General features: G+C 66.2%; 27 protein-coding genes and 1 tRNA gene. 14 read left to right on the top strand and 14 right to left on the bottom strand.

The window, feature by feature from the left end:
* Window positions 1-252 precede the first annotated feature (252 nt).
* Together DEI83_RS11910 and DEI83_RS11915 are read left to right on the top strand one after the other, a co-directional pair.
* On the top strand, window positions 253-540 hold the full coding sequence (locus DEI83_RS11910; RefSeq protein ID WP_111082175.1) for a hypothetical protein: 288 nt from the start codon (window positions 253-255) through the stop codon (window positions 538-540).
* 41 nt (window positions 541-581) lie between these two features.
* The gene (locus tag DEI83_RS11915; RefSeq protein ID WP_111082176.1) at window positions 582-965 is read left to right on the top strand and encodes an SseB family protein; all 384 of its coding nucleotides are present in this window, start codon (window positions 582-584) and stop codon (window positions 963-965) included.
* A 118-nt stretch (window positions 966-1,083) separates the two neighbouring features.
* Here the strand turns inward: DEI83_RS11915 and radA are convergent, their stop codons facing one another.
* Window positions 1,084-2,445, bottom strand: a complete 1,362-nt coding sequence (gene radA, locus DEI83_RS11920; protein ID WP_111082177.1) for a DNA repair protein RadA — start codon at window positions 2,443-2,445, stop codon at window positions 1,084-1,086.
* Between the two features lie 9 nt (window positions 2,446-2,454).
* Entirely contained in the window at window positions 2,455-3,501 is a 1,047-nt protein-coding gene (locus tag DEI83_RS11925) for an SGNH/GDSL hydrolase family protein (RefSeq protein ID WP_181431199.1), read from the bottom strand.
* Between the two features lie 141 nt (window positions 3,502-3,642).
* Between DEI83_RS11925 and DEI83_RS11930 the strand changes: the two genes are divergently transcribed.
* From DEI83_RS11930 to DEI83_RS11950, 5 genes are all read left to right on the top strand, one after another.
* A tRNA-Ser gene (locus DEI83_RS11930) sits at window positions 3,643-3,732 on the top strand.
* Window positions 3,733-3,886: 154 nt separating this feature from the next.
* Window positions 3,887-4,435, top strand: a complete 549-nt coding sequence (locus tag DEI83_RS11935; RefSeq protein WP_111082179.1) for a DUF4365 domain-containing protein — start codon at window positions 3,887-3,889, stop codon at window positions 4,433-4,435.
* Window positions 4,432-5,613 carry a hypothetical protein gene (locus tag DEI83_RS15740; protein ID WP_146243330.1) on the top strand — a complete coding sequence of 394 codons (1,182 nt, stop codon included), beginning with the start codon at window positions 4,432-4,434 and terminating at the stop codon, window positions 5,611-5,613. Before DEI83_RS11935 ends, DEI83_RS15740 begins: the two co-directional genes overlap by 4 nt.
* 299 nt (window positions 5,614-5,912) lie before the next feature.
* Complete coding sequence (locus DEI83_RS11945; protein WP_111082181.1) at window positions 5,913-6,800, top strand: hypothetical protein; 888 nt, start codon at window positions 5,913-5,915, stop codon at window positions 6,798-6,800.
* Entirely contained in the window at window positions 6,797-8,815 is a 2,019-nt protein-coding gene (locus DEI83_RS11950) for a hypothetical protein (protein ID WP_111082182.1), read from the top strand. The genes DEI83_RS11945 and DEI83_RS11950 overlap by 4 nt, the downstream gene beginning before the upstream one ends.
* A gap of 39 nt (window positions 8,816-8,854) precedes the next feature.
* Here the strand turns inward: DEI83_RS11950 and DEI83_RS11955 are convergent, their stop codons facing one another.
* Together DEI83_RS11955 and DEI83_RS11960 are read right to left on the bottom strand one after the other, a co-directional pair.
* Entirely contained in the window at window positions 8,855-9,757 is a 903-nt protein-coding gene (locus DEI83_RS11955; RefSeq protein WP_146243331.1) for a hypothetical protein, read from the bottom strand.
* 362 nt (window positions 9,758-10,119) lie between these two features.
* On the bottom strand, window positions 10,120-10,464 hold the full coding sequence (locus DEI83_RS11960; protein WP_111082184.1) for a helix-turn-helix transcriptional regulator: 345 nt from the start codon (window positions 10,462-10,464) through the stop codon (window positions 10,120-10,122).
* A 316-nt stretch (window positions 10,465-10,780) separates the two neighbouring features.
* On the opposite strand from DEI83_RS11960, the gene DEI83_RS16405 reads away from it, so the two are divergent.
* Complete coding sequence (locus DEI83_RS16405; protein WP_181431200.1) at window positions 10,781-11,089, top strand: NUDIX domain-containing protein; 309 nt, start codon at window positions 10,781-10,783, stop codon at window positions 11,087-11,089.
* 189 nt (window positions 11,090-11,278) lie between these two features.
* On the opposite strand, the gene DEI83_RS11970 is transcribed toward DEI83_RS16405, so the two are convergent.
* The 4 genes from DEI83_RS11970 to DEI83_RS11985 all read right to left on the bottom strand — a co-directional run bounded on the left by DEI83_RS11970 (window position 11,279) and on the right by DEI83_RS11985 (window position 15,754).
* Window positions 11,279-11,422 carry a hypothetical protein gene (locus DEI83_RS11970; protein WP_220036786.1) on the bottom strand — a complete coding sequence of 48 codons (144 nt, stop codon included), beginning with the start codon at window positions 11,420-11,422 and terminating at the stop codon, window positions 11,279-11,281.
* A gap of 71 nt (window positions 11,423-11,493) precedes the next feature.
* Complete coding sequence (locus tag DEI83_RS11975; RefSeq protein ID WP_111082187.1) at window positions 11,494-13,701, bottom strand: MMPL family transporter; 2,208 nt, start codon at window positions 13,699-13,701, stop codon at window positions 11,494-11,496.
* A gap of 209 nt (window positions 13,702-13,910) precedes the next feature.
* Entirely contained in the window at window positions 13,911-14,570 is a 660-nt protein-coding gene (locus DEI83_RS11980) for a response regulator transcription factor (RefSeq protein WP_111082188.1), read from the bottom strand.
* Complete coding sequence (locus DEI83_RS11985; protein WP_181431201.1) at window positions 14,567-15,754, bottom strand: sensor histidine kinase; 1,188 nt, start codon at window positions 15,752-15,754, stop codon at window positions 14,567-14,569. Before DEI83_RS11985 ends, DEI83_RS11980 begins: the two co-directional genes overlap by 4 nt.
* 133 nt (window positions 15,755-15,887) lie before the next feature.
* Here DEI83_RS11985 and DEI83_RS15985 point away from each other — a divergent pair, with 133 nt between their 5' ends.
* A complete protein-coding gene (locus DEI83_RS15985; protein WP_181431202.1) occupies window positions 15,888-16,133 on the top strand; it encodes a hypothetical protein in 246 nt (81 codons plus the stop codon).
* A gap of 38 nt (window positions 16,134-16,171) precedes the next feature.
* On the opposite strand, the gene DEI83_RS11990 is transcribed toward DEI83_RS15985, so the two are convergent.
* The 6 genes from DEI83_RS11990 to DEI83_RS12015 form a co-directional block, all read right to left on the bottom strand.
* On the bottom strand, window positions 16,172-17,092 hold the full coding sequence (locus DEI83_RS11990) for an alpha/beta hydrolase (RefSeq protein ID WP_181431203.1): 921 nt from the start codon (window positions 17,090-17,092) through the stop codon (window positions 16,172-16,174).
* 120 nt (window positions 17,093-17,212) lie between these two features.
* Window positions 17,213-18,910 (bottom strand): MDR family MFS transporter, encoded by a 1,698-nt coding sequence (locus DEI83_RS11995; RefSeq protein WP_258371185.1) that lies wholly within the window; start codon window positions 18,908-18,910, stop codon window positions 17,213-17,215.
* Window positions 18,907-19,569: a TetR/AcrR family transcriptional regulator gene (locus DEI83_RS12000; RefSeq protein ID WP_146243332.1), complete on the bottom strand. Its 663-nt coding sequence runs from the start codon at window positions 19,567-19,569 to the stop codon at window positions 18,907-18,909. The genes DEI83_RS11995 and DEI83_RS12000 overlap by 4 nt, the downstream gene beginning before the upstream one ends.
* A 158-nt stretch (window positions 19,570-19,727) precedes the next feature.
* A complete protein-coding gene (locus DEI83_RS12005) occupies window positions 19,728-20,591 on the bottom strand; it encodes an SDR family oxidoreductase (protein WP_111082192.1) in 864 nt (287 codons plus the stop codon).
* The gene (locus DEI83_RS12010) at window positions 20,588-21,160 is read right to left on the bottom strand and encodes an NADPH-dependent F420 reductase (RefSeq protein ID WP_111082193.1); all 573 of its coding nucleotides are present in this window, start codon (window positions 21,158-21,160) and stop codon (window positions 20,588-20,590) included. Before DEI83_RS12010 ends, DEI83_RS12005 begins: the two co-directional genes overlap by 4 nt.
* Window positions 21,161-21,206: 46 nt before the next feature.
* A complete protein-coding gene (locus DEI83_RS12015; protein WP_111082194.1) occupies window positions 21,207-21,569 on the bottom strand; it encodes a DoxX family protein in 363 nt (120 codons plus the stop codon).
* A gap of 91 nt (window positions 21,570-21,660) precedes the next feature.
* On the opposite strand from DEI83_RS12015, the gene DEI83_RS12020 reads away from it, so the two are divergent.
* From DEI83_RS12020 to DEI83_RS12040, 5 genes are all read left to right on the top strand, one after another.
* The gene (locus tag DEI83_RS12020) at window positions 21,661-22,173 is read left to right on the top strand and encodes a MarR family winged helix-turn-helix transcriptional regulator (protein ID WP_111082195.1); all 513 of its coding nucleotides are present in this window, start codon (window positions 21,661-21,663) and stop codon (window positions 22,171-22,173) included.
* A 108-nt stretch (window positions 22,174-22,281) separates the two neighbouring features.
* On the top strand, window positions 22,282-22,704 hold the full coding sequence (locus DEI83_RS12025; protein WP_111010762.1) for a DUF6069 family protein: 423 nt from the start codon (window positions 22,282-22,284) through the stop codon (window positions 22,702-22,704).
* Between the two features lie 235 nt (window positions 22,705-22,939).
* Window positions 22,940-23,869, top strand: coding sequence for a VOC family protein (locus DEI83_RS12030; RefSeq protein WP_111082196.1), 930 nt, complete (start codon window positions 22,940-22,942; stop codon window positions 23,867-23,869).
* A gap of 73 nt (window positions 23,870-23,942) precedes the next feature.
* Complete coding sequence (locus tag DEI83_RS12035; protein ID WP_111010764.1) at window positions 23,943-24,353, top strand: ester cyclase; 411 nt, start codon at window positions 23,943-23,945, stop codon at window positions 24,351-24,353.
* Between the two features lie 361 nt (window positions 24,354-24,714).
* Window positions 24,715-26,238: an SIR2 family protein gene (locus DEI83_RS12040; protein ID WP_111082197.1), complete on the top strand. Its 1,524-nt coding sequence runs from the start codon at window positions 24,715-24,717 to the stop codon at window positions 26,236-26,238.
* Window positions 26,239-26,256 lie beyond the last annotated feature (18 nt).

Raw genomic sequence — 26,256 nt, forward strand, 5'->3', positions numbered from 1 at the left:
GGGCTCCGGGGGTCCGGGGAGCGGTCGGTCGGTAGAGGGTGGGCGATGGTGCCGGCATGGAAGCTGCTTCCCCATCAGGAACAGCCCTTCGGCCGTACAACGAGAGTTCCCGCGATTGCGATTGCTTCGACGCTAGTGGCGTTGTCTGAGTTCTCGCCACGAGTGCCGACCTGAGTGCGTCTACAGGACGGTGGCGGGCTCCCGCTCGGGGCCCGCGGCGTAGCGTCACGCCCATCGACGAAGGGCTGGGCCATGAAGTACCTCATCTACGGGGTCGCCTCGGTCATGACGAGCGACGAAGCGGCCTACGCCGTGCTCGACTACGCCACCGCGCTGGCGCAGTCCGGACTGGCGGACCGGGTGGATGTGCCCTCGGTCGACGACTACGGCATGGCGGCGACGTCGAGTTTCGTCCTCGCCCCGGCCATCGGCGTGTTGGTGCAGTCGGCTCCGGACGACGAACTCGGGCCGGAGACGACGCAGTTCGCGGCCGACCTCCGCCTCCGCACCCACGCGGTGCAGGCCGGGCGCGCCCACTGAGCGGAACCCGCTCGCACCCGACGACTGCTTGACTAGGGGCGATGGCACAGAAGGAACAGCGCTTCCGGAGCGAACAGCTCGAGGAAGCCCTCGCGAAGCAGGACGTCGCCGCGGTGGCGTACGCCCTGCGACACGACATCGTGATCGTCCCGCGGCTCGTCACCGGGAAGAAGGACATGCAGGTCCGGGTGTTCGGCCGCGAGGGCTCGGACAAGCGCATCCTGCTGCTCTTCTCGTCGGCGGACGCCTACACCGCGATGGTGCCGGGGGAGAAGCTCCGGCAGGTCATGGTGTACGACGCCGAGCGGCTCGAGGAGTTCCTCGCCGCGCACCTCGACTCGCTCGAGGGCGTGTTCTTCGACATCGCGGGTCCGCACACGATGCAGGCGGAGCCGGCGGACCTGTTGGCGGCGCTACGCGCCTGACGGGGCGGTCGGGAGGCGCGGCACGCGTCCGTCGGCGGATCGCGAGGGATCGGGCACGAGCGCTCTTGCCCCGGACCCGTGTCTAGAGTTCTAGACACTCGGATGCGGAAGGACCGATTCAGAACGCTGCGTCGAGCTCGCGTTCGCGCACCGACTTCGTCATCGAGAAGGCCACCCGGAGTGCTTCGCGCAGGTGCTCGGCATCGGCGCCGAGGACGGTCGTGAAGCCGAGGCGCCGGGCTTCGCTCGCGCGCTGCTTGGCTCCGGTGGCCTGACGGATCTCTCCGGCCAGGCTGATCTCCCCGATGGCGGCGAGGGTGTGCGGGTACGGGCGGTCCCGGGCCGCGCTCGCCAGCGCGAGCACGATGGCCAGGTCCGCACCGGGCTCGGTGAGCTTCATGCCGCCCACCGTCGAGACGTAGACGTCGGCGTCCGACAGCTTGATGCCGGCACGGCGTTCCAGGACGGCGAGGAGCATCGCGACTCGTGACGAGTCGACGCCGTTCACCACCCGACGCGGCTGCGGTGCCGAACTCGGGACGACGAGTGCCTGGATCTCGACCGGGAGTGCCCGACGGCCCTCCATCGCGACGGTGATGCAGGTGCCGGACACGGGGGCGCCGTTGCGGGACATGAACAGGCCGCTCGGATCGGGTACTTCGTGGATGCCGTCGCCCGCCATGTCGAAGCAGCCGACCTCGTCGGTGGGACCGAAGCGGTTCTTCAGGGCACGGACGAACCGGAGTGCCGTCTGTCGGTCGCCCTCGAAGTGGCACACGACGTCGACCAGGTGCTCGAGCAGCCGCGGGCCCGCGATCGTGCCGTCCTTCGTGACGTGGCCCACGATGAGGACCGGCAGGGCAGCCTGCTTCGCGACGCGGATGAGCGTGGAGGCGACCTCGCGGACCTGCGAGGTCCCGCCGGCGATGCCGTCCACCGAGGCGGAGGAGATCGTCTGCACCGAGTCGGCGATGAGCAGGTCGGGCTGCACTTGTTCGATCTGGCCGAGGATCACGCCGAGGTCGACCTCGCTCGCCAGGAACAGGTCGTCGTGCATCGCCCCGGTGCGTTCGGCGCGGAGGCGGACCTGGTCGACGGATTCCTCGGCGCTGACGTAGAGGACACGCTTGCCCATCGCCGCCGCGCGCGAGGCGACCTCGAGCAGCAGGGTCGACTTGCCGACGCCGGGCTCACCGCTGAGCAGGACGGCGGCGCCGGGGACGATCCCGCCACCGAGGACACGGTCGAACTCGCCGATGCCGGTCTGCCAGCGTTGGAAGGAGCCACCGCGGGCTTCGGTGATCGGACGCGCGATGCGGTTGCCCGTGACGGCGATGGACGCGGTACCGCGGGTGCTGGCCGTCGCGGCCGAGGCGTCCTCCACCGTTCCCCACGACTGGCACTCTCCGCAGCGGCCGACCCACTTGATGCTGGTCCAGCCGCACTCGGTGCAGCGGTACGTGGACTGGGGGCGGGCCATGGGACGAGGTTAGGCGGCTCCGCCGACATCGGACGGCTCGGCGGTGGCGGTGCCGGTGTCGGTCTGGGTGTCGGTGTCGGTGTCGGTGTCGGTGCTGGTGCCGTTGTCGTTGTCGTTGTTCGAGCCGTGTCGGCCCGGGAGCGGGACCGAACCGGTGACGCGCTGGCGCAGGCGGTCGAGCGATTTCGGCCGGTTCGCCGTGTCGAGCGCCGCCGCACCGTCGGTGTCCTGCTCGGCCCGAGCGTGCGCGACGTCGCCGGCCTGGCTACCGAGGTCCTCGGCTTCACGTGCGGAGAGGTACCGGCGGATCGCGGCCACCGTGTCCACACGGGCGTCGACCGCCGGCTCGAACGCACTCGCCCAGATCTCGTACCCACGGTCGTTCGGGTGGAACAGGTCGCCGTACGTGTTGAAGAACGTGCGCCGGATCCCGACACGCTTGGTGATGGCGTGCAGCGGCGCCACGGTCAGCCCGAGCTCGCCGGCGACGCGGTGCACGATCTCGTTGGCCACCGCCACCTTGCGCTCCCGGTCCGGTACGAACATGCACGGCAACTCCGCCACGATCGCGTGGGACGGCACCGCACCGTAGATCGCCCGGATGTTCCGCTCGAACTTGTCGGGGTGGAAGTCGGAGATGTCGTTCGCCCCGATGGACACCGTGCAGATGTCCGGCGTGAACTGACGGAGCTTCGGCAGCTGGTGCTGCTTCGCGCCCCACGTCGTGGCGCCGGACACGCTGAGGTTCACGACCCGCAGCGTCATCCGCGAGCGGTGTCGGATGCGGCGTGCGAGCAGCCCGACGTACCCGCGGCCCGGCGCTGTCGCACCGACGCCCTGCGCCGCTGAGTCGCCGATCGCGAGGTAGGTCAGTTGCCCTTCGTGGTGCAGGCGTTCGCGCCACCAGTCGGCGTGGACGGGGAGCATGTCGACCACCCGCTGGGACGCTGCCCGTTGCCCGCGGATGCCCGCCCGTGCGCCGAAACCGGCAGCTCCGCTGACGACGGCGGCGCCGACGACGGAGGACACCAGGGCGACGAGGGTGCGCGTTCTCATGGCGGAGACGGTACGCGCGGACCCTCGGGCCACGGTCACCGTCATGGCGCTCTGGGGACGAGGTGCGAAAGCCGGCCGCCTGTGGAGGAGCGGCTCGCTCGATGGCGTGTCGAGCCTCCCGGATCGTGTAAACTCTTCCCCGGTACCGTGTCCGAGCGGCCTAAGGAGCATGTCTCGAAAACATGTGTGGGGGCAACTCCACCGTGGGTTCAAATCCCACCGGTACCGCCACAGGGGGCGTTTACGGAACTAGACGCTAGCGTTTACGAAACTGAAAACCCCCGGCCAGAGGCCCCCGGAGATGCTCCGGGGGCCTCTTTCGTGTCCGCTCGGCTCGACTGGCCCATGAGTCTTGAGCGGACGTCAGTAGTCGTAGGATCCATACGTGACGGTGATCGCGGGGGCCCTTGAGCAGGGCGTTGACGTAGTTCGGGGGCTTCCGCAACGACGCACTGATTTCATGGAGCAGTTCCAAGAGGCGACCATCCGAGCGATCGCTGCCGCCGCAGGTTGCAGCGTCAGCGTCGTGCCAGTCGACGACGGCATCGACGTGCATCTGCGCTATCGAGCGCGTCCTGGCGACAGCACAGTGCCGCTTGACCTTCAGCTGAAGTCGACGACCAGCGGATGGAATGGCACGAGAACAGCCATCAGTGCTTCCCTGTCGAGGCGCCGATACGATGAGATGCGTGCTGTAGGAACGATGCTGCCGCAGATCGTAGTCATCATGGATCTTCCGTCAGACCCAGCAGCTTGGATGTGGTCTAGGAGCCCGTACACGGTCCTGCGACACAACTGCTATTGGGTCAGTTTGGAGGGTGCCCCGGCAGCCTCAGTGAACAACGTGAAGGTGTCAGCTCCTTCTGACAACGTCTTCGATGACGAAGCCCTTTGTCGAATGATGGCGCGACTGCGAGGAGGCGGGAGGCCATGACTACCCCGCTGCCGGAGGAGGTCCTACGCGGGCTACTGCGCCGCTTTGGCTGGAAGACAGTCGATCGCTTTCGCGACGCGATTGAGTACTGGGCGCCAGCCTCAGGCCGACGAGATGACGAACCGCTCATGTTCCCCCTCGACCCGAATGGGCCCGACTTTGGAAGACTTTTGGCGTTGGCGTCGCGTAGGCTGAGTGAGCTTTATGGTGCCGAGTTTGATCGAGGTATTAAACTTGTCGAACTGATGCTTGATCAGCGCCTCGATGAGGTTGATGTCCGGAAGGAAACTGACAATAAAGCAGGGCTCATTTCCTGGGACGCGGGCAATAGAATGATCGAAAGTGCCCGTGGACTGCTAGGAGCCGCCGCCAGGGCCTCGAATGCGCCGAAGCGCCGATTCGCTCAATCGCAGTCGGTCATCGCTGAGGAGTTCCTTCGAAGCTGCTATATGGGACAGACCAGGGTCGGCAGCTATGTGGTGACGGCGCTCGTTCCGACGCTCGAGCCGCTCGCGACCTCTCGCTCGGAGAGCGAGCGCACGACGCCGCGACATCTGACCGGTCGCGAGGTCACTGCGACGCTCGTTAGTGCCCTCGAGGCGGTCCAGGTGGCTGTCCGCGAGACTCGCGAAGACGATCAGCAACTCGAGGCTTTCGAACAGGCCGTCCCGCTCGGGGTCTCATACGAGCTTTTGACCTCCCTGCAGTTGCTGACTGATGGGAAGGAGTCGAGCGTTAGTGTTGAGTACAACCAGTCCGGCCTGAACCCAGTCCAAGCGGACGCTCAACGCCGGGACTTCGAGTTCACACGAGACGACGGTTCGGTCATAGCGAGGGCGCGGCGTCACTTTGAAGCGTCGCCGGAGCCCGTTCACACTGTCGTGACCGGCGAGGTCACCTTGCTGAAGAATGCAGAGTCTACGGCCGAGCACCAGATCCGCGTTTTCGGGCGCGTCAATGGCAAGCCTCGCACCGTGATTGTAAACCTTAGCGCCGACGAGTACGAGAAAGCGGTCACAGCGCATGGCCAGAAACGCTTGCTGACTGTCATCGGAGACCTCGAGCGACGGCAACGCGGCAGCGTCATCGAGAACCCTCGATTCGTCGCCATTACTGATGTGCCCGTTGGAGGCACGATGCCTGAGTCGCAGGTGACACTTTGGGCTGAATCGACCTAGTCGGGTCGCTGGCTGTGCGCAGGTCGGCAATTCGCGCGATCCAGCGCCCGTCACGTGGTGACTACAAACAGCGAGGTAACCCACTCTGATGGTTACGCGCTTTTAGACTAGACGATGCGAGGGGACTGACCTCGCCACAGCAGGATCAGACGTGGCGGCATACGGATCATGTGAACCAAGATCCCAGATCCCACTCTTCAGTCCACTCTTCAGTCCACTCTTCCCTTCCGGCGCATGCAGTAGCACACTTTGGTGCAAGTAATCAGCAACGCCACGCCGTCGACGTTCGGGAAGCCATCATGGGCTACACGCCTCAGCTGCCTCTCCAAAAGTGGAGACTCGTCCAGGACTTCGTCGTGGACTGCGCCCTCCGTGTCGACTATGCGAAGGCGAAGGATGTCCGCGAGGTCATGCTCCCCTTGACGCGTCTGGCTCTGTGGGGAACCGAAGGCGAAGGCCTGCCGCTCAAGCCGTCGATTCTGCTGGACGCAGCGACCGTTCGCCGTTTCGCCGCGACGCAGGAGAAGGCACTCCAGCGAAGGGAGTACGAGCGGCGGCTTCTGCTCGTCGGTGAAGCGCTCGGTGCGGACAGGTCTCCGAGGGTGATGGGTCGACCGGGTGTCACGCCCGTGAAGCCGCTTACTATCCGTGAACTCGCCGAGATGTCGTCATGGGTCGGTGCCATGGAGGACGAGGCGCAGAAGCGTCTGGGGTTGGCTCTCATGGGTCTCTGTGGCGGCGCAGGGCTGCGGCGTGCGGAAGCTCACGGCGTCGCCGTCAGCGACATCGAAGTCATCGGGACGGGTTACGTGATTCACATTCGTCGTGGCGCCGCCCGTTCCGTCGCGGTTCTCCGGTCCTTCGAGCGGTACCTGGCACGGGTCCTCAAGGACGCCAAGCCTGATGAGTTCCTCGTCAAGGCGGGACGCACCACGGAGCGGTCTCGGAAGGACCTCAAGCTCCGCCACAATCGAGACACGACCGGTCGGATGCCGAACCCTGAGCGACTCCGCGCGAGCTGGATTGCCACGATGTGCCCCGTCCTGACCGCCGGGGAACTCGTGTACGCATCGGGCCTGAAGCACTTCTCGTCGCTCGCCCAGTACGAACCGTTCTTCACTGTGCCGGACCCGGCCGAGATGCGCGAGGTCCTCCGCGACCCGTCGGCGCTCGGAGGTGCGAAGTGAGCAACGACGACGACATCCTCGACGGCGTCTTCGATGAAGGCGCGCGAGCCATCATGGATTCGATGCGGGCCATCGGCCTCATCGACGAACAGCAGGTCGAAGCCGCGGGACGGAAGACCACACCACTCAAGCGGCGCGACATCCGTCGGGGCACCAAGCGCATCACCGCGGCGCGTATCGAATCGATGGTTGCCGGTTGGCGTGCAGAGGACAACCACGGAAAGCATGCTGGCGGGCGGCCGCCGGTGCTCAGCTTCACAGCCTTGTGCACTGTGGTGCTGCTCCTGGCTGAGGAGAACTCTCCGCTGCTCATCTCCGACATCGCCAGCGCTTTGCACGTTCGAGTTACGAAAAAGGCTCGTGAAGAACTCGGCATCGCGAACGTGAAGAAGACCGGTAATCCTAAAAAGGACTACTGGAACTGGTACATGCGGGTCAAGCGGTCCCTGGACGTACTCATCGAGCTGATGGACGCTTGGCCGGTTGACAACCGGCGGGAGGGGATGCTGCTCCCGGAGCGCGAGCGTCAGCTGCAGAAGCGTGACCCGCTGATGCAGGCTGTGAGGGCACCGCGGTCGTCGCTTTTCATCGATGCGCTTCTCGACATGAGCATGCGCGCCGTTCCTCAGCAGTACCAGGACGCTTGGGAAGGTGGTGTCTCCGTCGACCAGACATCCATCGCGACCTACAGCCAGCTGATGCCGTGGAAGCGAGACCACGAGCTTCCGGGCAGCCCCGAGGTCCCTGACGAGGTCTACGTCGAGGTCGACGGTCACATGAAGTGGGTACCGGCCGACCGTCCCGTCGTCGAGCCGGACGCGACTCCCTACCCGCTGGACAAGAGTCGACAGAACAAGGACTTTGACGGTCCCGCGTCCGACTACGAGCAATCGTTCGCTGCGAGCCTGTTCCTCAGCGTCACCGACCCGAAGAAGCCCGACGCCCACCCGCAACTCATCGTTGCCGCGAGCCTGCACCAGTGGGGCCGCAGCGTGGCAGAGCGGACCGTGGCTGGGATCGATTCGCTGCTCGAACGCGGCTGGGCCGTGAAGCGGCTCACGGCGGACCGCGGCTACAGCGCGAACATCTCGGTTGACGGATTCCGTCGGCCGATGGCAGAACGTGGCATCGGGCTCGTCATCGACTACAAGGGCGGCAGGACTGGTCAGCTCGGCGTGCAGAAGCAGACCGTGCACGGTCTGCTCGAGATTGAGGGTGGCCTGTACTGCCCCGCGACCCCGGTCGACCTCCGCACCGCGACCGACGACGCGCGTGAGCGCCGCATCTCTCCGCGCGAGTACTTCAAAAAAATCGAGGCGCGCAAGCCGTACCTCGCCCGCCAGCGGTCGGGCGGTCCAGATGAGAACGGAGCCATTCGCCTTCGCTGCCCTGCCCGCGGCAAGAGCCCGACGGTCACCTGCACGCTCGTCGAGATGCACGCCCAAGCGAGCAAGAGCCCGGACATTCATCGGCCACCGATTGACGAGGACCTCGTACCGGGGCATCCGGATCTCGTCTGCTGCCAGGACTCGGTGAAGGTCGAGTGGGACGACGCGCTCACGACTCGACAGGAACTGCATTACGCCAGCGACGAGTGGCTCAGCGTGTTCGGCCACGACCGGCAGTCAATGGAAGGCTTCAACTCCTACCTGAAGAACAACCGCAACCTCGGTGATGCGTCGAAGCGCCGAATGCGTGGCCTGGCAGCACAAGCATTCCTCCTCGGATTCATCCTCACAGCCGCCAACTTCGCACGCATCAACAAATTCCTGCACGACCGCGCGGCAGGAGTGGTCACGCCCATCCACCGCGAACGACTCCGGGACCGGGAAGGCCGTAGCGACTACAAGCGATTCCCAACGAAGCCCCAGCGCCGGAAGGGCATGCGCACGGTCGACAAGCGCAACGCAGCCAAGGAAGCGGCGAAGGCCGCGTCGGCTCTGCCGGCGGGTATCACCAACGGCCAGCCCACAGCCCTCGGTCGACGTCGCGGACGTCGCCCCGCGAGCGAGTAGACGCGCGAGCGCGGGCCCGCATAGGAGCGTCGGCCTCCACTATGCGTCCCGCAGGAACCGTAGGACGCTGTCCAAATCGCGCTCTGCGACGAACGGTAGGAGCCGATCGAACGCTTCAGCGGACTGCACGCCGGCGGCAGCTATGAGAACCGGCAGCGGTGTGCCCGAAGTGAGATGGCGCACGATCCATGTCGCTCGCATGCGACGCGCCTGCAGGTGGACGCGGCCGGGGTTGCGGGACACGAAGTCCGTGATGAGGTTCGCATTCCCGCCCTCCTGGCCTGATCGGAACAGCCAGCCTTCACCCGCCATGAAGTCGCACCGGTGACGGAGAGCGTCCTCCCACTCACGGATCACCACGACCCGACGTGCGTTCGCGCCCCCTACTCGAAGGACGATCGCGTCACCGTGAAGGTCGACATCCTCGGCCTTGACCTCGCAAATCTCGCGCCCCGTAAGCCCCGCGCCCAGCCCGAGCGCAAGCAGCGCCGCCGCGGAACTACGGCGCTCTGGAGAGCGCTGAACCGACGCCCACGACAGGAGCGAGGCGATCTCCCGCTCGTCGTAGGGCGCGGAAGGACCCGAGCGCGTGATCGTCGGCTTAGCGTCGGGAGCTCGGTCCGACCCCAGGAGAGCCGTCGCCATGCTCCTGAGCTTGGACCGCATCGTCGCACGGCCGGCGTTCGTGTACGCCAAGAGTCCCTGGCGGCTGAACTGGTCCACGGTCGCGGGATGGAACAACATCTTCACCTTCAGTGGGTAGCCAGCTGTCTCCACAGCCCATCGCGTGAGTTTCGCTGTGACCGGGTATAGCTGCTTCTCCGTGTAGGCCGTCTTCGGCGCCGCGGCGCGGACCGTCTCCCTGACGAAGCCACCGATGCGAGCCCACATCTCCGGCGGCATCTTCGGCGTGTAGTCGTAGTGGCTCCCACTCGCATCCATGTTGGTTACACTAATCAGCATGAGAGTGCGTAGGCCAGCGGAACTTCGCATGGTGCAGATCGGAGGTTCTTCGGTGCGGCTCGGTGGGCTCGGCGGCTTCATCGTCCCGCCTGGAGTGCAGATCGAGGTCGCAGATTTCGGCGTACGGGTTGATGTCAGCGCGCGACGCGATGACGAAGTCGTCGGCGCCTCCGTCAACTTCCGGTCGGGTGCCCGGCAGGTGCAGACAAACGCGCACCGCGGGTCCGTGCTGGTGCGCTTGACCATGGTCCTTGTGGACCTGCTCGTCGAAGCCAGGACGGTGAACTGGGCGGGTCAGCCTCTCGGGAGGCTTCGTGACGTTGAGGAGGGCCCCTACGGCTCTATTCCACTGACCCCTTGGGGCGCGGCTCCGCCGTCGACGGTGATGCCGCTTTCGCGAGTTCGGCGCGCACATCGGCGGAGGAGTACAGGTCGGCGTTCAGTCCGAGTTCGAGCCGCGAAACCGTTGCGAGATCGGGCCAGGCGCGCCCGTGGAGGATTTTCAGCAGGGTGACGTGGTGAATGCCAACCTGGTCGGCGACGTCCCGCAGTGTTCGACCGGCCATCGCGTCATGGAGGTTCAGCACGAACTGGCGTGCTACCTCAGCCGACGGATCCGATGAGTGCCGATCTGGCCACGGCGCAGGGGCGAGCTCAGCGGGAGTTGAGCGTGCGGTCCTGGCCATAGCTCAAGCGTACGAGGGGAGCGGGGGTGCGGCCTACGCCCGCGCCGACCAACCCTGCAACCAACTCGGCGTGGCGCAGAAAGGGTGCTGGAGTGCTTCCGAGTATGTCGTTGAGCTTGCGAACGCGAGTGCACGACACCATCACGGTGGCGTTCCACGGCATGTTCTCGCGCTTCGCTGAACGGTAGATCGGTGCGGCAAGAGGATGTGACTAAGCGGGTGAGAATGTCTGGAAGTGTTTCAGACTGTCTGTTCCGGCATCAGTTTGTCTCGTATCGGCGTTGACCGCCAGCTTGACTGCTTAGCGGCAGTCGTCGTGCACGACGAGCAGGTGCTCGTGATCCGACGGTTCAAAAACGGCCGGAGCTGCTGCGTGCTCCCCGGAGGCGGCGTCGAAGAGAGCGGGAACCTACGTGAGGCCTGCCGTCGCGAACCTGCGAAGAGACCGGGCTTGATGCGACGTGGGCGAGCTGCTCGACGTCCCCGTAGACAGCGATGTGCCTGCGGCGTACTTCGTGGTGCGGATGACCTTCACGGATGTGTCGCTCGGAGGACCGGAGCTACACCGAGCATCCGACTCCAACGAGTACGCCCCCAGCTGGGTCGCCGCGACCTCGCTCGATGATGAACAGCTCGTCCCAGACGAAGCGAAACAGGCGGTACGCCTCGTCCTGAGCACTGCACGGCCGCCATCTGAGCCGTCTCGATAGCCGATCCACATTCGGACGCGGTCAGTCGTACTCGCCGATGGAGTGACAGAGGCGATCGCCTTGCGCTTCGAGGGCTTCGTAACGCTCCTGGGCTGCTTCGATGTTCAGCAGGGAGGTTCGGTGTTCAGCTCGCGCTGGGTTTGATGGTCGGCGCTCTCGCGTTCTGCTTCGGCCGCGAGGAAGGCGGTGATGTCGATGGGCTGAGTCGGCGGCAAGTAGAGGTCTTCGGGGCGGACGTGATGCTGCATCAGCTGGTCACTTTCGTTCGACGAGCGGAGGACGAAGGGCCCCGGTGTGTTCACCGGGGCCCTTCGGAGTGTCAGCCGACGAGGACTCGTGGCTGGTCGTGCGCGGCGGGTGCCGCGTCGTCGTGCTTGTCGAGGGCGTGGCCTTCGACGTCGACGTCGGGGAGGACCTTGTCGAGCCACTTGGGGATCCACCAGGCGGAGCGTCCGAGGAGGGACAGCGCAGCCGGCATGAGGACCATGCGGACGATGAACGCGTCCGCGGCAACGCCGACGAGGAGACCGAACGCGATGGAGGCGCCGATCGCGAACTCCCCGGTGGCGAACCCGCCGAAGACGACGATCATGATGCTCGCCGCAGCGACCAGGACCGGTCCGGATCGGGAGAAGCCCTCGCGGATGGCCTGCTTCGGGTCGAGGCCCTTGCGGTACATCTCCTGGATGCGGGAGACGAGGAACACCTGGTAGTCCATCGCGAGTCCGAAGAGCACTCCGACGAGCAGCAGCGGCAGGATGCTCAGCATCGGGTCACCCTGCGGTGCGGGCAGGAAGTCCAGCCAGCCCCACTGGAACACCGCGACGCTCGCGCCGAAGGATGCGCCGACGGAGAGCAGGTAGCCGAGCGTCGCGATCACGGGGATGAGGAGCGATCGGAACAGGACGATGAGCAGGATGATCGAGATGACGACGATGACGATGACGTACTTCACCAGCGCCTGTGCGAGTTGGTCGTCGGAGTCGATGCCGATCGCGGTCTCACCGGTGACCTCGAGGTGCGCTCCGCTGATGGTGTCAGCGTCGTCACGGATCTGGTGCACCAGGTCCTTGGTGGAGTCGTCGATTGGCCCTTCGGTCGGGATGACAGTGAGCCGTGCGTAGTCGCCGTCGGAGCTGACCTGAGCCGGGACGACCTGCTGCACGCCGTCGAGAGCGGTGAGTTCCTTCTCGATCACGGCGGTCTTCGAGGCGATGTCGTCGCCCTCGGCCAGGACGATCAGGGGGCTTTGGATGCCGCCGAACTCGTCGACGATGAGGTTGTAGGCGGTGCGTTCGGTGGACTCCGGGTCGGACCCGCCGGGGACGTTAGAGGCGGTCTTCATGCTGAGCATGGGGAGCGCGACGATGACGAGGACGAGCACCCCGCCCAGGAGGGACACGATCGGGCGCTTCACGACGAAGCTGCCCCACGAGCGGAGGACGCCGCGCTTCTGCGGGCCGTCTTCGGTGAAGAGCTCCCCGCGCTGCAGTGCCGCACGGTGCTTCTTCGACAGGGCCTTGACGCCCATGAACCGCATCAGTGCCGGCAGCAGGGTGAGCGAGAGCAGGACGGCGACGGCGACGGCGAAGGCGGCGGCGACACCCATCTCGGTGATGTAGCTGAGGTTCGCGACCAGGAGCGCGACGAGGGCGACGACGACGGTCATACCGGCGAAGACCACGGCGGTGCCGGCGGTACCGGTGGCCCGGGCGATCGCGTCGTCGACCCTCCGTCCGGAGCGGAGTTCGGTCTTGAAGCGGGACAGGATGAACAGGCTGTAGTCGATGCCGACGGCGAGGCCGAGCATGGTGGCGAGGATGATCGCGTTGTCACCGATCGGGGTGAGCGCGCCGTAGGCGAGGACACCGATCAGGCCGACGCCGACGCCGTAGACGGCGACGAGGAGGTTGATGCCCGCAGCGAGCAGCGATCCGAACGTGATCGCGAGGATGATGAACGCGATGATGACGCCGGCGCCTTCACCCGGGCCGGTGGCCGGGGCGCCGAGGGGAACGAGGTTCCCGCCGAGCTCGACGCCGAGCGCCGGAGGAGCGTTCTCCTGCAGGTCGAGGGCCGCGTCGTAGAACTTCGTCTGCTGGGCCTTCGTCAGGTCGCCGTAGGTCAACGTGGCGACGGCGATCGTGCGGTCCTTCGAGATGTACGGCTGTTCGGCGTTCAGTGGGTCGCTGACGGACTGGACTCCGTCGACCTTGTCAGCCTTCGCGAGGAACGACTCGATCTGTTTCGCAGTCGACGCGTCCGTGACGTCGCCGGACTTCGGTTGGAACACCAACTGCAGGGACGCGGTGTCCGAGCCGGTCGTGGAGGGGAACTCCTCGTTCATCCGCTCCAATGCCTGCGAGGCCTTGGTGTCGGGGATGCTCGTGGTCGCGGCGTCCTTCTCGATGCCGCTGCCGACGACGAAGATGCCGATCAGGACGGCCATGATCAGGAGCCACGCTCCGATCACCAGCCATCGGAACCGGGCACTGAAGCGCCCGAGGTGGGATAGGAACGTGGACATGCGGTTTCCTTCGTCGTCGTGGTCCGCGAGGTGCGAACAACGTCAACGATTCCGGCCGGGACGCTTCGGTACGGCCTCCTTTTGCACCGTCCGATCTACTCCATCTGCAGTAGATCCCGCCCCTCCGTGCGTACCGTCAAGACAGGCGACAGCGCTCGGGCACCACCGCTGGCTGAGCGGTGGGTGCCCGAGGAGTCCGAGTGCTCGAGTCAGGCGATGAGGCCAGCCTGGTAGGCGTAGGCGACTAGTTGCGCTCGGTCGCGGGCGCCGACTTTCGCCATCGCACGGCTCGCGTGGGTCTTCACGGTGAACGGTGAGACGAACAACTCCGCTGCGATGGTGTCGTTGTCGTGTCCTGCGGCGATGCTGAGGACGACGTCCCGTTCGCGGGCTGTCAGTGCGGTGAACCGGTCGGCGAGGTCGGCGTCGATGATGCGTTCTGGGCCGTCGGTGACGTGCCCAATGAGCGCGGCGGATGCTGCTGCGGACAGGACGCCTCCCCCGGCGGTGACTTCCTGCAGGCTCGCGATCAGCTCAGCTGGTCCGACGCCCTTGCCGAGGAACCCGTTCGCGCCAGCCCGGAGCGCCGCGAGGACGGTGTCATCGTGCTCGAAGGTGGTCAGCACGACGATGCGGGTCTGCTCGGACGGGATCCGCTCCCGGATCCGTCGCGTCGTCTCGACGCCATCGATTCCGGGCATACGCACGTCCATGAGGATGAGGTCGACATCCTGATCGTTGAGGAAGGTGAGGGCGGCGAACCCGTCGGCTGCTTCACCGACGACGGCGAAGTCGTGGTGCGCGTCGATGATGGTGCGCAGTCCGAGCCGGATCATCTCTTGGTCATCGACCAGCAGCACGCGTGTCACGAGCTGACTCCTTCGTTCCATGGGATCCGTGCCATGACGGTGAAGACATCATCGTCGGCGGCCAGCTGCAGGGTTCCGCCAGCAGACTCAACGCGTTCGCGCATGCCGACGAGTCCGTACCCGCTGCCGTGGGCGGTCGGCGGCGTGGACGCGACCGGGTTCGTGACGCTGATGATCAGGTCAGCCTCGTCCGTCAGCACCGTCAGCGCGGCCTCACCGGTGCCGTACCGGTGCGCGTTGGTCAACGCTTCTTGCGCTACCCGGAACACCGTCACCCCGACGGCCTCGTGCGCTCGGCGAGCTTGGTCGGTGATCTGCACGTCGATCGATAGGCCGGCGTCCTGGAACGAGGAGACCAGCTCGTCGATGCTCGACAGGCCGGGTGTCGGTTGGTGCGCGTGATCGTCGTCGGCGTCGTCCCTGCGGAGCATGGCCAGCGTCCGTTGCGTGTCACTGAGGATCGACTGCACCGCTGTGCGCGCCGCGACCAGCGACCGCTGGGTCGCGGCGTCGTCACGGCCGGCGGTGACCTCGACCGCGCCGAGGTGCATGCTCACGACGGCGACCTGGTGGCCGACGATGTCGTGCAGGTCACGGGCGATGCGGACCCGCTCTTCCGCCACTCGCCGCTCAGCTTCGGCCTCCCGCGTCGCGATCGCGTCGCGGGTGCGCTGCTCGAGGGACTCCCAGTACTGGCGTTGCAGCCGCAGCGCCGCGCCCACGGCACCACCGGCGACGACGGCGACGATGACCGCGACGGCGTCGAGACCGACCGCGCGGCCAGCGGAGAGGAAACTCGCGAGCCCGAAGATGACGGCCATCGCCAGCGCCGTGATCCCGGTGCTGCGCGTGGGCGGCAAGCCGCGCAGGGTGAGTGCGAACAGGACGAACACCACGACGGTGCATTCACCGATCGGGTCCCGCCCTCCGACGATCACCACGACGACGCCAGCCATCGTCAACGCGAGACCGACCTGCGGCAGTCGGACGGCGACGAGCGCTCCGGTGAGGGTCACGAGTGCGCCGACACCGGCGAGCAGACCATCGCCGTCGGTGGCGATGACGACCAGTTCCACGATCATCGCGGTCACGCTCACCCACAGCGGGAGGCGCTCGAGCACAGATTGCGCGCGCAGCCACAGCGGGCGCGGCGTCGCGGACACGCTGGGCGTCGGAACGGTCATCCCTTGAGTCTGAGGGAGGCCGGTGCCGGACATGTACTCCATCTGCATCAGGTTCTCCAGTTCCGGGGAACGACGCCGGCGGGTGTCGCTGCGCTGATGCTGTTCACCAGTCGCACCGATGAAGGGACACCTCATGACCACGCTTCTTCCCGCTCCATCTGCCACGGCGGCGATGTTCGTCTCGACGCCGGCGGAGCTCGACGACGGGTACGACCAGCAGATCCACCGTTCTCGAGCGGGGACGATCGCGCGCGTGCCGTTGCTGCCGCTCTGGGCAGCGGTCGCCACCACGAGCGCGGTGTTGCGGTTCGCGGGCTTCATGGTGCTGGCCACGTCGATGCTCCTCGAGAGCGCAGCGCGGGGCATCATCTCCCGCTGACGAGCCCGCCCGCGCTGCAACGCCCTGGAGCGCTCGGGTCAGCGGAGGTGTTCGAGGAGGTGCGTGGTGAACGCGGCCATGAGCGTGTCGAGCGTCACCTTCGGGGTGGAGCCGGCGTAGTAGAAGTCGTGGTCGACCCCGTCGAACCGTCGGGTCTCGACAGGCGCACCGACCTCCACAGCATGCGCGGTGAACTCCTCGATCGAGGGACGGAGCGTGTCGTACTCCGCGGTGACGACCAGGGTCGGTGGCAGTGCGCGTAGCTCGGCCTCGGGGAGGAAAGCGGGCGAGACGAGCGGGTTCTTGCGGTCCGTGCTCGGCAGCGGGTAGGCCGCGTCGACCATCTCGAGCATCGCGGCGTTGACGAACGGCTTCTCGGTCAGGAAGGTCGCTCCGGCGGGCGGGATCGACAGATCCACGGCAGGAACGATGAGGGCGGCAGCGCGAACAGCAGGGCCGTGCTCGCGTGTCGATTGCGTGAGGGTGCCGAGGGCGAGGTTCCCACCAGCGCTGCTGCCGGTCACCGCAATCCGGGTACCGTCCCACCCCATGGTCTCCCCGGAGCGGGCGACCCACGTGAGCACGTCGAAGCACTCCTCCAACGCCTGCAGGAACCGGGCTCTCGGTGATGTGCTGTAGTTCACGTTCACGACGACGCTGCCCACTTCGCCCGCGATCCCTCGAGCGAGGTGGTTGTCCTGCAGCGGGTTCCCGATCACGAACCCACCGCCGTGGGTGTTGATGACCACCGGCGACGTGGCACCGTTCGCGGCGAGGGGGGCGTCAGCGGGAGGCCGCGTGATGGAGCAGCGGATCGAACCGTGACGGGTGGGGACGTGCACGATCTCGTTGTCGGGAACGGCACGGGAAGTGAGCTCCACCTTCGGTGCCCGGATGATGCGTGTGACGAGGGTCGACATCGCCCAGGTCCGGACGCGCATGCCGAGGGGGGCGGCCATGATGTGCTCTCTCATTCGGTCGGGGCTGCTGATGTGATCTGCGGGTCGAGCGTCCTCGCTGGTGCGTGCGACGGACGGAGTGAGGGGGCGCCTCGCAGCGCCCTCCTCACTGCGTCCCGGCTACTCGTCGCGCGGCGCCCCGGATCGGACGGAGTCCGGAACGGAGGGTGCTGCCGTTGCGGCTGAGTGGCCACCGGCGGCGGCGTCCTGTCGCGCCTTCTCGAGTTCGTCGGCTTCTGCGCCGCCGATGGCTTCGCCACGAGCGACCATGCCGGCCGTGTCGGAGAGCTTGATCTGCGGCAGGAACAGGGCGAGCAGGAACGCGACGGCGATGAAGGGCAGCAGGTACCAGAACACCGGCGCGAGGGAGTCGGCGTACGCGTTGACGATGCCGTCCTGTACCGCCTCCGGCAGCTTCGCCACGGTCGCCGGGTCGATGCTGCCCGCCGAGGACGCGGCATCGGTCGCGGAACCGCCGGCGCCGCGGAACACGTCGGTCAGCGACGTGGTCAACCGTGCGGTGAACAGTGCACCGAACACGGCCGTGCCGAGAGAGGCACCGACCTCACGGAAGTAGTTGTTCGTCGAGGTGGCGGTCCCGACCTGCGATGCGGGCACCGCGTTCTGCGCGACGAGGACCACGACCTGCATGATCAGGCCGAGGCCCGCGCCGAAGACGAACAGGTACACGCAGATCAGCCAGATCGGGGTGTCCGCGGCGAGCTGCGTGAGGCAGAGCATCGCGGCCGCGACGAGGATCGTGCCGACGATCGGGAACGCGCGGTAGCGGCCGGTCTTCGAGATCAGGTTGCCGGACGCGATGGAGGTCCCGATGAGGCCGACCATCATCGGCAGCATCAGCAGACCCGAAACCGCGGCCGAGGTGCCGGACGCCATCTGCAGGAACGTCGGGACGAAGCCGATGGCGGCGAACATGCCGATGCCGAGCACGAGACCGATGCCGGTCGCGAGCAGGAAGGTGCGGTTGCGGAAGAAGGACATCGGGAGCACCGGGTCCTCGACGCGGGTCTCGACGAGCACGAGCAACGAAGCGGCGACGACGAGGCCCGCGAACCAGGCCCACGTCTCGAGCGCATCCCAGCCGTGGTCCTTGTTGCCGCCGAACTCGGAGAAGAACACCAGGCACGTCGTGGCTGCGGACATCAGGAGCACGCCGAGGACGTCGATCCTCTTCTCGGCCTTCTTGGTCGGCAGGGTCAGTGCGAACCAGGCGATGCAGAACGCGGCGATCCCGACGGGGATGTTGATGTAGAACGCCCAGTTCCAGGTGAGGTGGTCGACGAAGAAACCACCGAGGAGCGGGCCACCGATGGCGGACAGGCCGAAGATCGCACCGAGCGGGCCGAGGTACTTGCCGCGCTGTGAGGCGGGGACGATGTCCGCGATGATCGCCTGCGACAGGATCATCAGACCACCACCACCGAGTCCCTGCACCGCACGCCACACGATCAGCTGTGTGAAGTCGCCGGCGAAGGCACACCCGGCCGAGGCGATCGTGAACAGGGCGATCGCGATGAGGAACAGGTTCCGGCGTCCGAGGACGTCCCCGAACTTGCCGTAGATCGGCATCACGATCGTCGACGCGAGCAGGTACCCCGTCGTCAGCCACGCCTGGTGCGCGACGCCGCCGAGCTCGCCGACGATGGTCGGCATCGCGGTCGAGACGATGGTCTGATCGAGGCTGGAGAGCAGCATCCCCGCGATGAGTGCGGAGAAGATGGTCCAGATGCGGCGCTGGGTGAGCAGGAGCGGTCCGTCTGACCGTCCTGCTCGTGTCGCGCTCTTGGTCGAGCTCATGGGGTGTGCTCCAGTTCGTTGGTCGAGTGGGCCGCTCCGAGCGGCGTGCTGGTCGGGACGGTTGCGCCGTCCGGGTTCGCCATCGCTGTGACGAGGCGGAAGTTGGTCCGGAGGATGTCTTCGAACGGTGGTCCGTCCTCGTCGGCGAAGAACCGCCACGCGGTCGCCTTGAGGAGCGCGCCGACGATCTCGGCGACCAGGCGTCCGCGGTCGTCGGTCGGGTCGGTCCATCCGAACCGGGAGCGCAGGGCGTCCCCGACGAGTTCCATCTGCCGGTCGGTCGCGGACACGAACCGGGCCACGAGGGCGGGCTCGCGATCGAGCACGTCCCGCATGAGGGATTCTTCGCCGCGGTCGAGGCCGACGACGTGCAGGTGCTCGATGGCCAGGGCGACTGCCGCGTCGATGGGGGCGAGATCTGGATCGACGGCCGTTCCGGCAGCGAACGCGGTCAGGAGGTCGTCTTCGACGCCGAGTTCGATGCCGAGCACGACGTCCTCCTTGGAGGCGAAGTGGTTGAAGAAGGTGCGACGGGACACGCCGACTTCTTCGCAGAGCTGCTCGATGGTGAAGCCGTTCAGCCCATCGGAGATCGTCCGACGACGGGCGGTGGCGATCATGCGACGGCGAAGCAGTCGGGTCCGCTCAGTTGTCTTCACACTCTGCAGTTTTGCACTACTCGTCACATAGTGCAAGTACTTCCGTGGCCCTTCCGCCGGGGGTTCTCCGATCGTGCGACGGGTGCCACGAACACGACAACGCTTCGTGGTGCCGTCTGTCGTCCGGCACCACGGAGCGTTGTCGTTCCGCGGATGGGTCAGGCCGTGTGGAGCCTGCGGAAGGTCTCCTCGAGTGTCACGGTCGGGTGACCGATCAGCGTGGAGAGGACCGGCGAGGGGCCGTCGAGGGCGCCGTCGGCGACAGCTGCGTCGAGGCCGACGAGGAACCCGATGGTGCCCTCGTCGAGACCGGCGGACACCAGAGCCTGCTGGTGCTCCTGCGACGAGACGTCGGCGTACGCGACGTCACGTCCGAGGACGCGGCCTGCGGTCGCGGCGAACTCCGCGCCGTCCCAGGTGGTGTCACCGGCGAGCTCGAGCGTTTCGCCACGGTGGGCACCCGTCGCAGCGACGACGGCGGCCGCTTCGGCGTAGTCGGAGCGAGCCGCCGAAGCGATCCGTCCGGTACCGCTGCTGGCGAGCCACTGGCCGGTCGCGGCGATCTGGGCGAAGGCTTGCTCGTAGTTCTCGTTGTACCAGTTGTTCCGGAGCACGGTCGCAGTGAGGGGCGAGGCCGCGAGGAGGTCCTCGGTGGCCTTGTGCTCGGGAGCGACGAACAGCGTCGACGTGTCGGCGTGGGGAGCGCTGGTGTAGACGATGTGCTGTACGCCGACCTGCTCCGCGGCGCGGATGGCGTTGGTGTGCTGCGGGATCCGCTGGCCGACCTCGCTGCCGGAAACGAGCACCAGGGTCTCGACGCCGTCGAACGCGGACGCGAGGGCCGCCGGATCGGCGTAGTCGGCAACGGCGGTGCGGACACCGGAGTCAGCGAACAGCGCGGAGAGGCGCTCGGCGTTCCGGCCGATGGCGACGACTTCGTCGGCTGCGATGCCACGAGCGAGGAGGTGGTCGACGATCAGGCGACCGAGGTTGCCGGTCGCACCGGTGACGGCGATCGTCACTTGATGACCCCGAGGCCGTCGGTCCAGCTGATCTGCTCGGAGACGGCGAGACCCATCTGGAGGTAGCCGATGCCCTCGAGCTCGTGGGCGCGGGCGAGGGGGCCGGCGTCGAAGGCGTCGAGGCCACCGGCGGTGATCACGTCGCGGAGAGCGGCCTTCGCGTCGGCGTCGTCGCCGGCGATGAGCACGGCGGTCTTCTTGCCGCCGACGCTCTTCGTGGCCAGCGCGCCGGCGAAGTTGGTGTTGAACGCCTTGACGACGTGCGACTCGGGCAGGCGGGCGGCGAGGTCCGCGGCGCCGCTGCCGGCGTCGAAGGCGACCGGCTGGAAGGTGGCGAAGTCGACGGTGTTGGTGATGTCGACGACGGTCTTGCCGGCGAGGGCGCTCTTGTACTTGTCGGCGATCTCGGGGAGGGCGGCGTACGGGACGGCGAGGACGACGATGTCGCCGGCGAAGGAGGTGGGCTCGTCGGAGTGCTTGATCGACTCGACGGTGGCGCCGCCGTCGGAGAAGACGGAGGCGATCGCGGTGCCCATGTTGCCGGTGCCGAGGATGCTGATGCTGGTCATGATGTGTGCTCCTGTATCAGAGGTGGTGCGGTTGGAGAGGGTGTGGTCAGAGGGCGGCGAAGCCGAGGATCGCGCTGACGATCGAGAGGATCGCCAGGACGATCGGGGCCGCCAGGGACTCCTTGCGGCGCAGGTGGACGACGACGGCGCCGAGCATGAGGACAGCGAGGAGGATCGCGGCGATCGGGGTGAGGACCGGAGCGATGTCGAGCAGCAGCGGCAGGATCAGGCCGATGGCACCGAGGACCTCAGCGAGGCCGATGAGCTTGACGTGGCTGCTGGCGAAGTCGGCCGCCCAGCCCATGCCGCTGCTAGCGAGGGCCTCCGCGGGACGGGCCAGCTTCATCAGGCCGGCTCCGAGGAACGCGAGCGCCAGGAGGCCGTTGATGATCCAGAGTGCGATGAGCATGATCTTCCTTGTGCTTGAACGTTGAAGTAACGAGGCCGACAGTACACATCGATTTGTTGAACGGTCAAGTTTTTTCTGCGACGATGTGCGCATGGACGAACCGCGCTGGCTCAACAAGACCGAGGCGGCAGCCTGGATGGATCTCCTCGCGATCATCGAGCTGCTGCCCTCGGCGCTCGACGCGCAGCTCAAGCGTGACTTCGCGATGACCCGCTTCGAGTACAACGTCCTCGCGATGCTCAGCGAGTCACCCGACGACAGCGCTCCGATGAGCAGCCTGGCCTTCCTCACCAACGGCTCACTCTCCCGCCTGTCGCACGCGGTGACGAAGCTCGAGAAGCGTGGGTGGGTGCGTCGCGTGCCGTCCGAGACGGACAAGCGCTCGCTCGTGGCCACTCTGACATCGGACGGACGAGCACTCATCGAGCGAGCGGCACCGCATCACGTCGAGGAGGCCCGACGCGCGTTCTTCGACGCGATCCCGCCCGAGCGGGTCGGCGATCTCGCTGAGATCCTGCGGCCGATCGCCGCGAACCTCCTGACGCCGGACGCCGACTGCGGTCCGGCGGCGCGCGCCGCCGCTGCGCCGGTGGCTCACGACTGACCGACGAATCTCCACAGACCCCCCTCCGCTCGGACTGGCACCCGTCAGTCCGTTGCTCCGCCGTGCCCGCTCATCCGATGCGGCCGCCCCTCCCAGAACGGAAGTCCCATGAGCACGATCGACACGACAACCCGCCGCCCGAGCCGCCTCCGCGGGGTCCTCGTCGCGACTGTCCTCGCAGCCGTCATCGGCAGCATCGCCAACGCGATCATCGCCGTCAGTGCCCTCGCGGCCGGCGCTGACCCCGCAGTGCAAGGCCTGACGCCGCCGGCCTACATCACCTTCACGGTCGTCGGGGTCCTGATCGGCGCGATTGGGTGGGCGCTTATCAGCCGCGCGCGTTCGGCTGGCCGCGTGCTCGCGATCCTCGTCCCTGTCGTACTGGTGCTGTCCCTCATCCCCGACGTGCTCCTCGCCGTCAGTGGTGGCTCCGCTGCGATGACCGCGGGAGTGGCGCTCGGCATCATGCACCTCGTGACCACTGCGATTGCGGTGCCGATCTACCGCGTGTTCCTCCCGATCGCACGCTGAGTCCTCCTCCCGCCCGCCAGCTGACGACACCTTCGTCGCCCAGCTGGCGGGCGTTCTGCATCCAGGCCCGCTCCTGCCGCGTCGAGCCTTCAAGAACGATGTGCAGGGAGTTGTTGACAGTTCAACCAAACGGCGTACAGTGATAGGCATTACTTGATCGTTCAAGTATCCGGTTCCGGCGGCAGCAGCTCGCGCGGCCCGGGACCCAACGACGTCGAACTCTGCAGGAGCAGCAATGAACCCCCTCGACACTTCTTCGGACCCGCACCCCGCCCCGAACGCGGCCGCGCCTGGCACGCCGGACCGTGAGGTCGCGGAGTTCGGCGCCGTGCACCTCGAGGTCACCGACCTCGGTCGTTCCACCGCGTTCTGGACCAATGTCATCGGTCTCGTCCTGCGGTCCGAGTCCCAAGACGAGGTCGAGCTCGGTACGAAGGCGCGGACGCTCGTCACCCTGCACCCGGGCGCTCGGACCGGGTTCCTGCAGGGCCACAGTGGGCTGTACCACCTCGCCGTGCACCCGCCGACAGAAGCCGACTTTGCACGGATCCTGCTCCGCCTCATCCGGGTCGGCTGGCAGATCTCCCCGACCGACCACATCATGTCGAAGGCGATCTACCTCCTCGACCCGGATGGCATCACGGTCGAGATCACCCTCGAGACGCCGGAACGTCTCCGCGGGTTCCACTTCGACGACAACGGCCCGTACGTGCTCCGCCAGGACGGCAGCCGTTCCAACGGTCGCGAGCCGCTCGACGTTCGCACCGTCCTGAACGCACTGCCCGATGACGACACCACCCTCCCCGTGCCGGAGGGCACGAAGATCGGCCACGTCCACCTGTACGTCGGGGACCTCGAAGCCGCCTACGGCTTCTACCGCACGTTCGGGTTCAACCAGGCTGTCTGGGCACCCCGCTTCCACATGGGCGACCTCGGTGGAGGCGGCGCGTTCAACCACCGCATCGCGGTGAACACCTGGCAAGGCATCGGCGCACCACAATCCCCCGCAGGGACCGCCCGCATGCGCGCCTTCACCCTCCGCCTCGACACCCACGAGCGCCTCGACCATGTCCTCGGCACCGTCGACGGACCCATCGAGGAATCCGACGCCGGCTTCCTCGTCCGAGACCCCAGCCTGAACACGCTGCTGCTCTCCGCCAACTAACCACCGCCCCAACCCGGGCACACAACCCCACTCACGTTCCGTGAGCGGCCACTTTCAGCCGAAGGACAAGTCCATGAGCACCACCGACGACAACAAGACCATCGCCCGCACCTTCTACGACGCCTACAACGGCGGCGACCTGCAGGGCGCGTTCGACACCTACATCGCCCAGGATCTCCTCAACCACACCAACGGCGGCGCGATGAACCGTGACATGTGGATGGGTTCCGACCTCGCCGCGAAGACCGCGGTCCCCGACCAGACCATGACGATCCTCGGCCAGGCTGCCGACGGCGACACCGTCTACACCCACTGGGTCCTCGAGGGCACCTTCAGCAACGGTGACCTGTTCGGCATCCCCGCCAACGGCAATGCGACCCGCCTCGAAGCCGTCGCCGTCGACGTCATTCGCGACGGCCAGATCGTCGAGCACAACGCCATCGGCGACTTCACCGCTTTCATGAGCCAGCTCACCGCTCAGTAAGCACCGCCCACGAGCTGATGCAATAGCCGAATCACTCCACAGTCGGCGAAAGCGAAAGACTCGCCGGCGGGATCGCACCGGATGGGCCGGGGTCGCGTGCAGCTCCCCCGGCTCATCCGGCCACCTTCGACTCCGCTAGCTGTTTCAGTAGCCGATGCTTCTCCGAGGCATCCTTGGTCCCCTCTACGCTGACGGGGCATGCAGAGCACCGCGACTCATCAGGTTCCGATGGACGGGCCGCTCACCGCCACCCGCTCCCAGGCTGGACACGCGTCTCTTCATGGGGTTCGGACAACTGTGCGCGATTTGCGCCCGCGCGCCCTACCGGAGGTGCCGAGTGGTGTTGCCTTAGGGTCTGCACATGGGCAAGGTTGACGACTTCTTGAGCGAGCACCTTCACGGTCTTGCCGGTCCCTACCTCTTCGTCGGCGCAGGCCTTTCTAGGCGGTATGCGGGCCTTGGGGACTGGAAAGGGCTATTGACGCACTTCTCCGAGCTCACTGGTCATCCCTTCGCCTACTACCTTGGTGCCGCGGGCGGAGATTTCCCGACGGCAGCGACGCTCATAGCGGACGCCTTCTATGACTCCTGGTGGTCTGACGCCGCGTTCGCATCGTCCGTCGATGAGTGGCGAGATTCGGTAACGACCCGTGCTTCGCCACTCAAGTTTGAAGTAGCCAGATACGTGAGGTCGGCGCTCGAAGACTTCGCGCCGCCCGTAGACCTTCTTCACGAGTTCGAGCTATTCAAAGACTCCGTTGTCGACGGTGTGATCACGACGAACTTCGACTCCCTACTCGAGCGAGTATTTCCAGACTTCCGGCCATACATCGGTCAAGATGAACTTGTGTTCTCTGACACGCAAGGTATTGCGGAGATCTACTACATTCATGGAGGCGAAAAGCACCCCGATTCATTGGTGCTTACTGCGGAGGATTACGAGGATTACAACGCGCGGAACGCGTATTTAGCTGCGAAGCTAGCAACTATATTCGTCGAGCATCCCGTTATATTCCTTGGGTACAGTCTAGGTGATTCGAACATTCAGTCGTTGTTGGATTCACTGATCACTGGTCTTCGCCCGGAGAACGTCTCGAAGTTGCAGGATCGACTCATTTTCGTCGAGTGGGTGCCCGACCAGCCGGCAGACGTGAGCTCCACCGTGATGAATGTGAACGGGGTGTCTCTCCCGATCATCCGCGCAACGGTGCCAGACTTCCTGGAAGTGTTCAGCGCCCTCGGGCATCGCGAGCGAGCTATGCCAGCGCGCATCCTTCGGCTGCTCAAGGAGCAAGTGTTCGAGCTTGTGCAGAGCAATGATCCAGACGGGCGACTTGTTGCCGTCTCCGACATAGACGACTCTAGCGCCAGCGGGTTGGACGTCGTTTTTGGCGTCGGAGCGAAGATGACGGCAGTTGGCATCGTCGGACTCACCCGTCAGGACCTTTTCGACGACGTTCTACAGAGCCCTGCTCGAGATTTGCCTGCGGATCTGGTCATCTCCAAGGTGTATCCCAAGCTGCCAATCACGACGTACGTGCCTGTCTTTAAGTATCTCGTCGAGGCTGGTCTATGGACGGCTGGCTCATGGCAAGGAGGCTCTGCACTAGAGACGGCCGCCAAGAGGCGGGCAGAGAGATATGCGGAGCTGTTCGCGAAGCTCGAGGAGCCGGGCGTTCTGTTGTCGGTGCCTGACCTCGAGGCAAAGATGGGCTGGGATCGTGTTTTGAACAGTGCGATGCAGTTGCCCACACTGACGAACGACGTTGCTGGTTTGCGGGAGTTTCTGGTGAAGTATCGTGAAAAACGCTCTGAACCGTGGTGGTCCACGCAGTACGCGAAAGCGGTCGTGGCGTATGACTGGATGCGCTTCGGAAGCGCGTGAGGCGCCTTCTATCGAGAG

The sequence above is a fragment of the Curtobacterium sp. MCBD17_021 genome (genome assembly GCF_003234525.1).
Taxonomy (GTDB): Bacteria; Actinomycetota; Actinomycetes; order Actinomycetales; family Microbacteriaceae; genus Curtobacterium.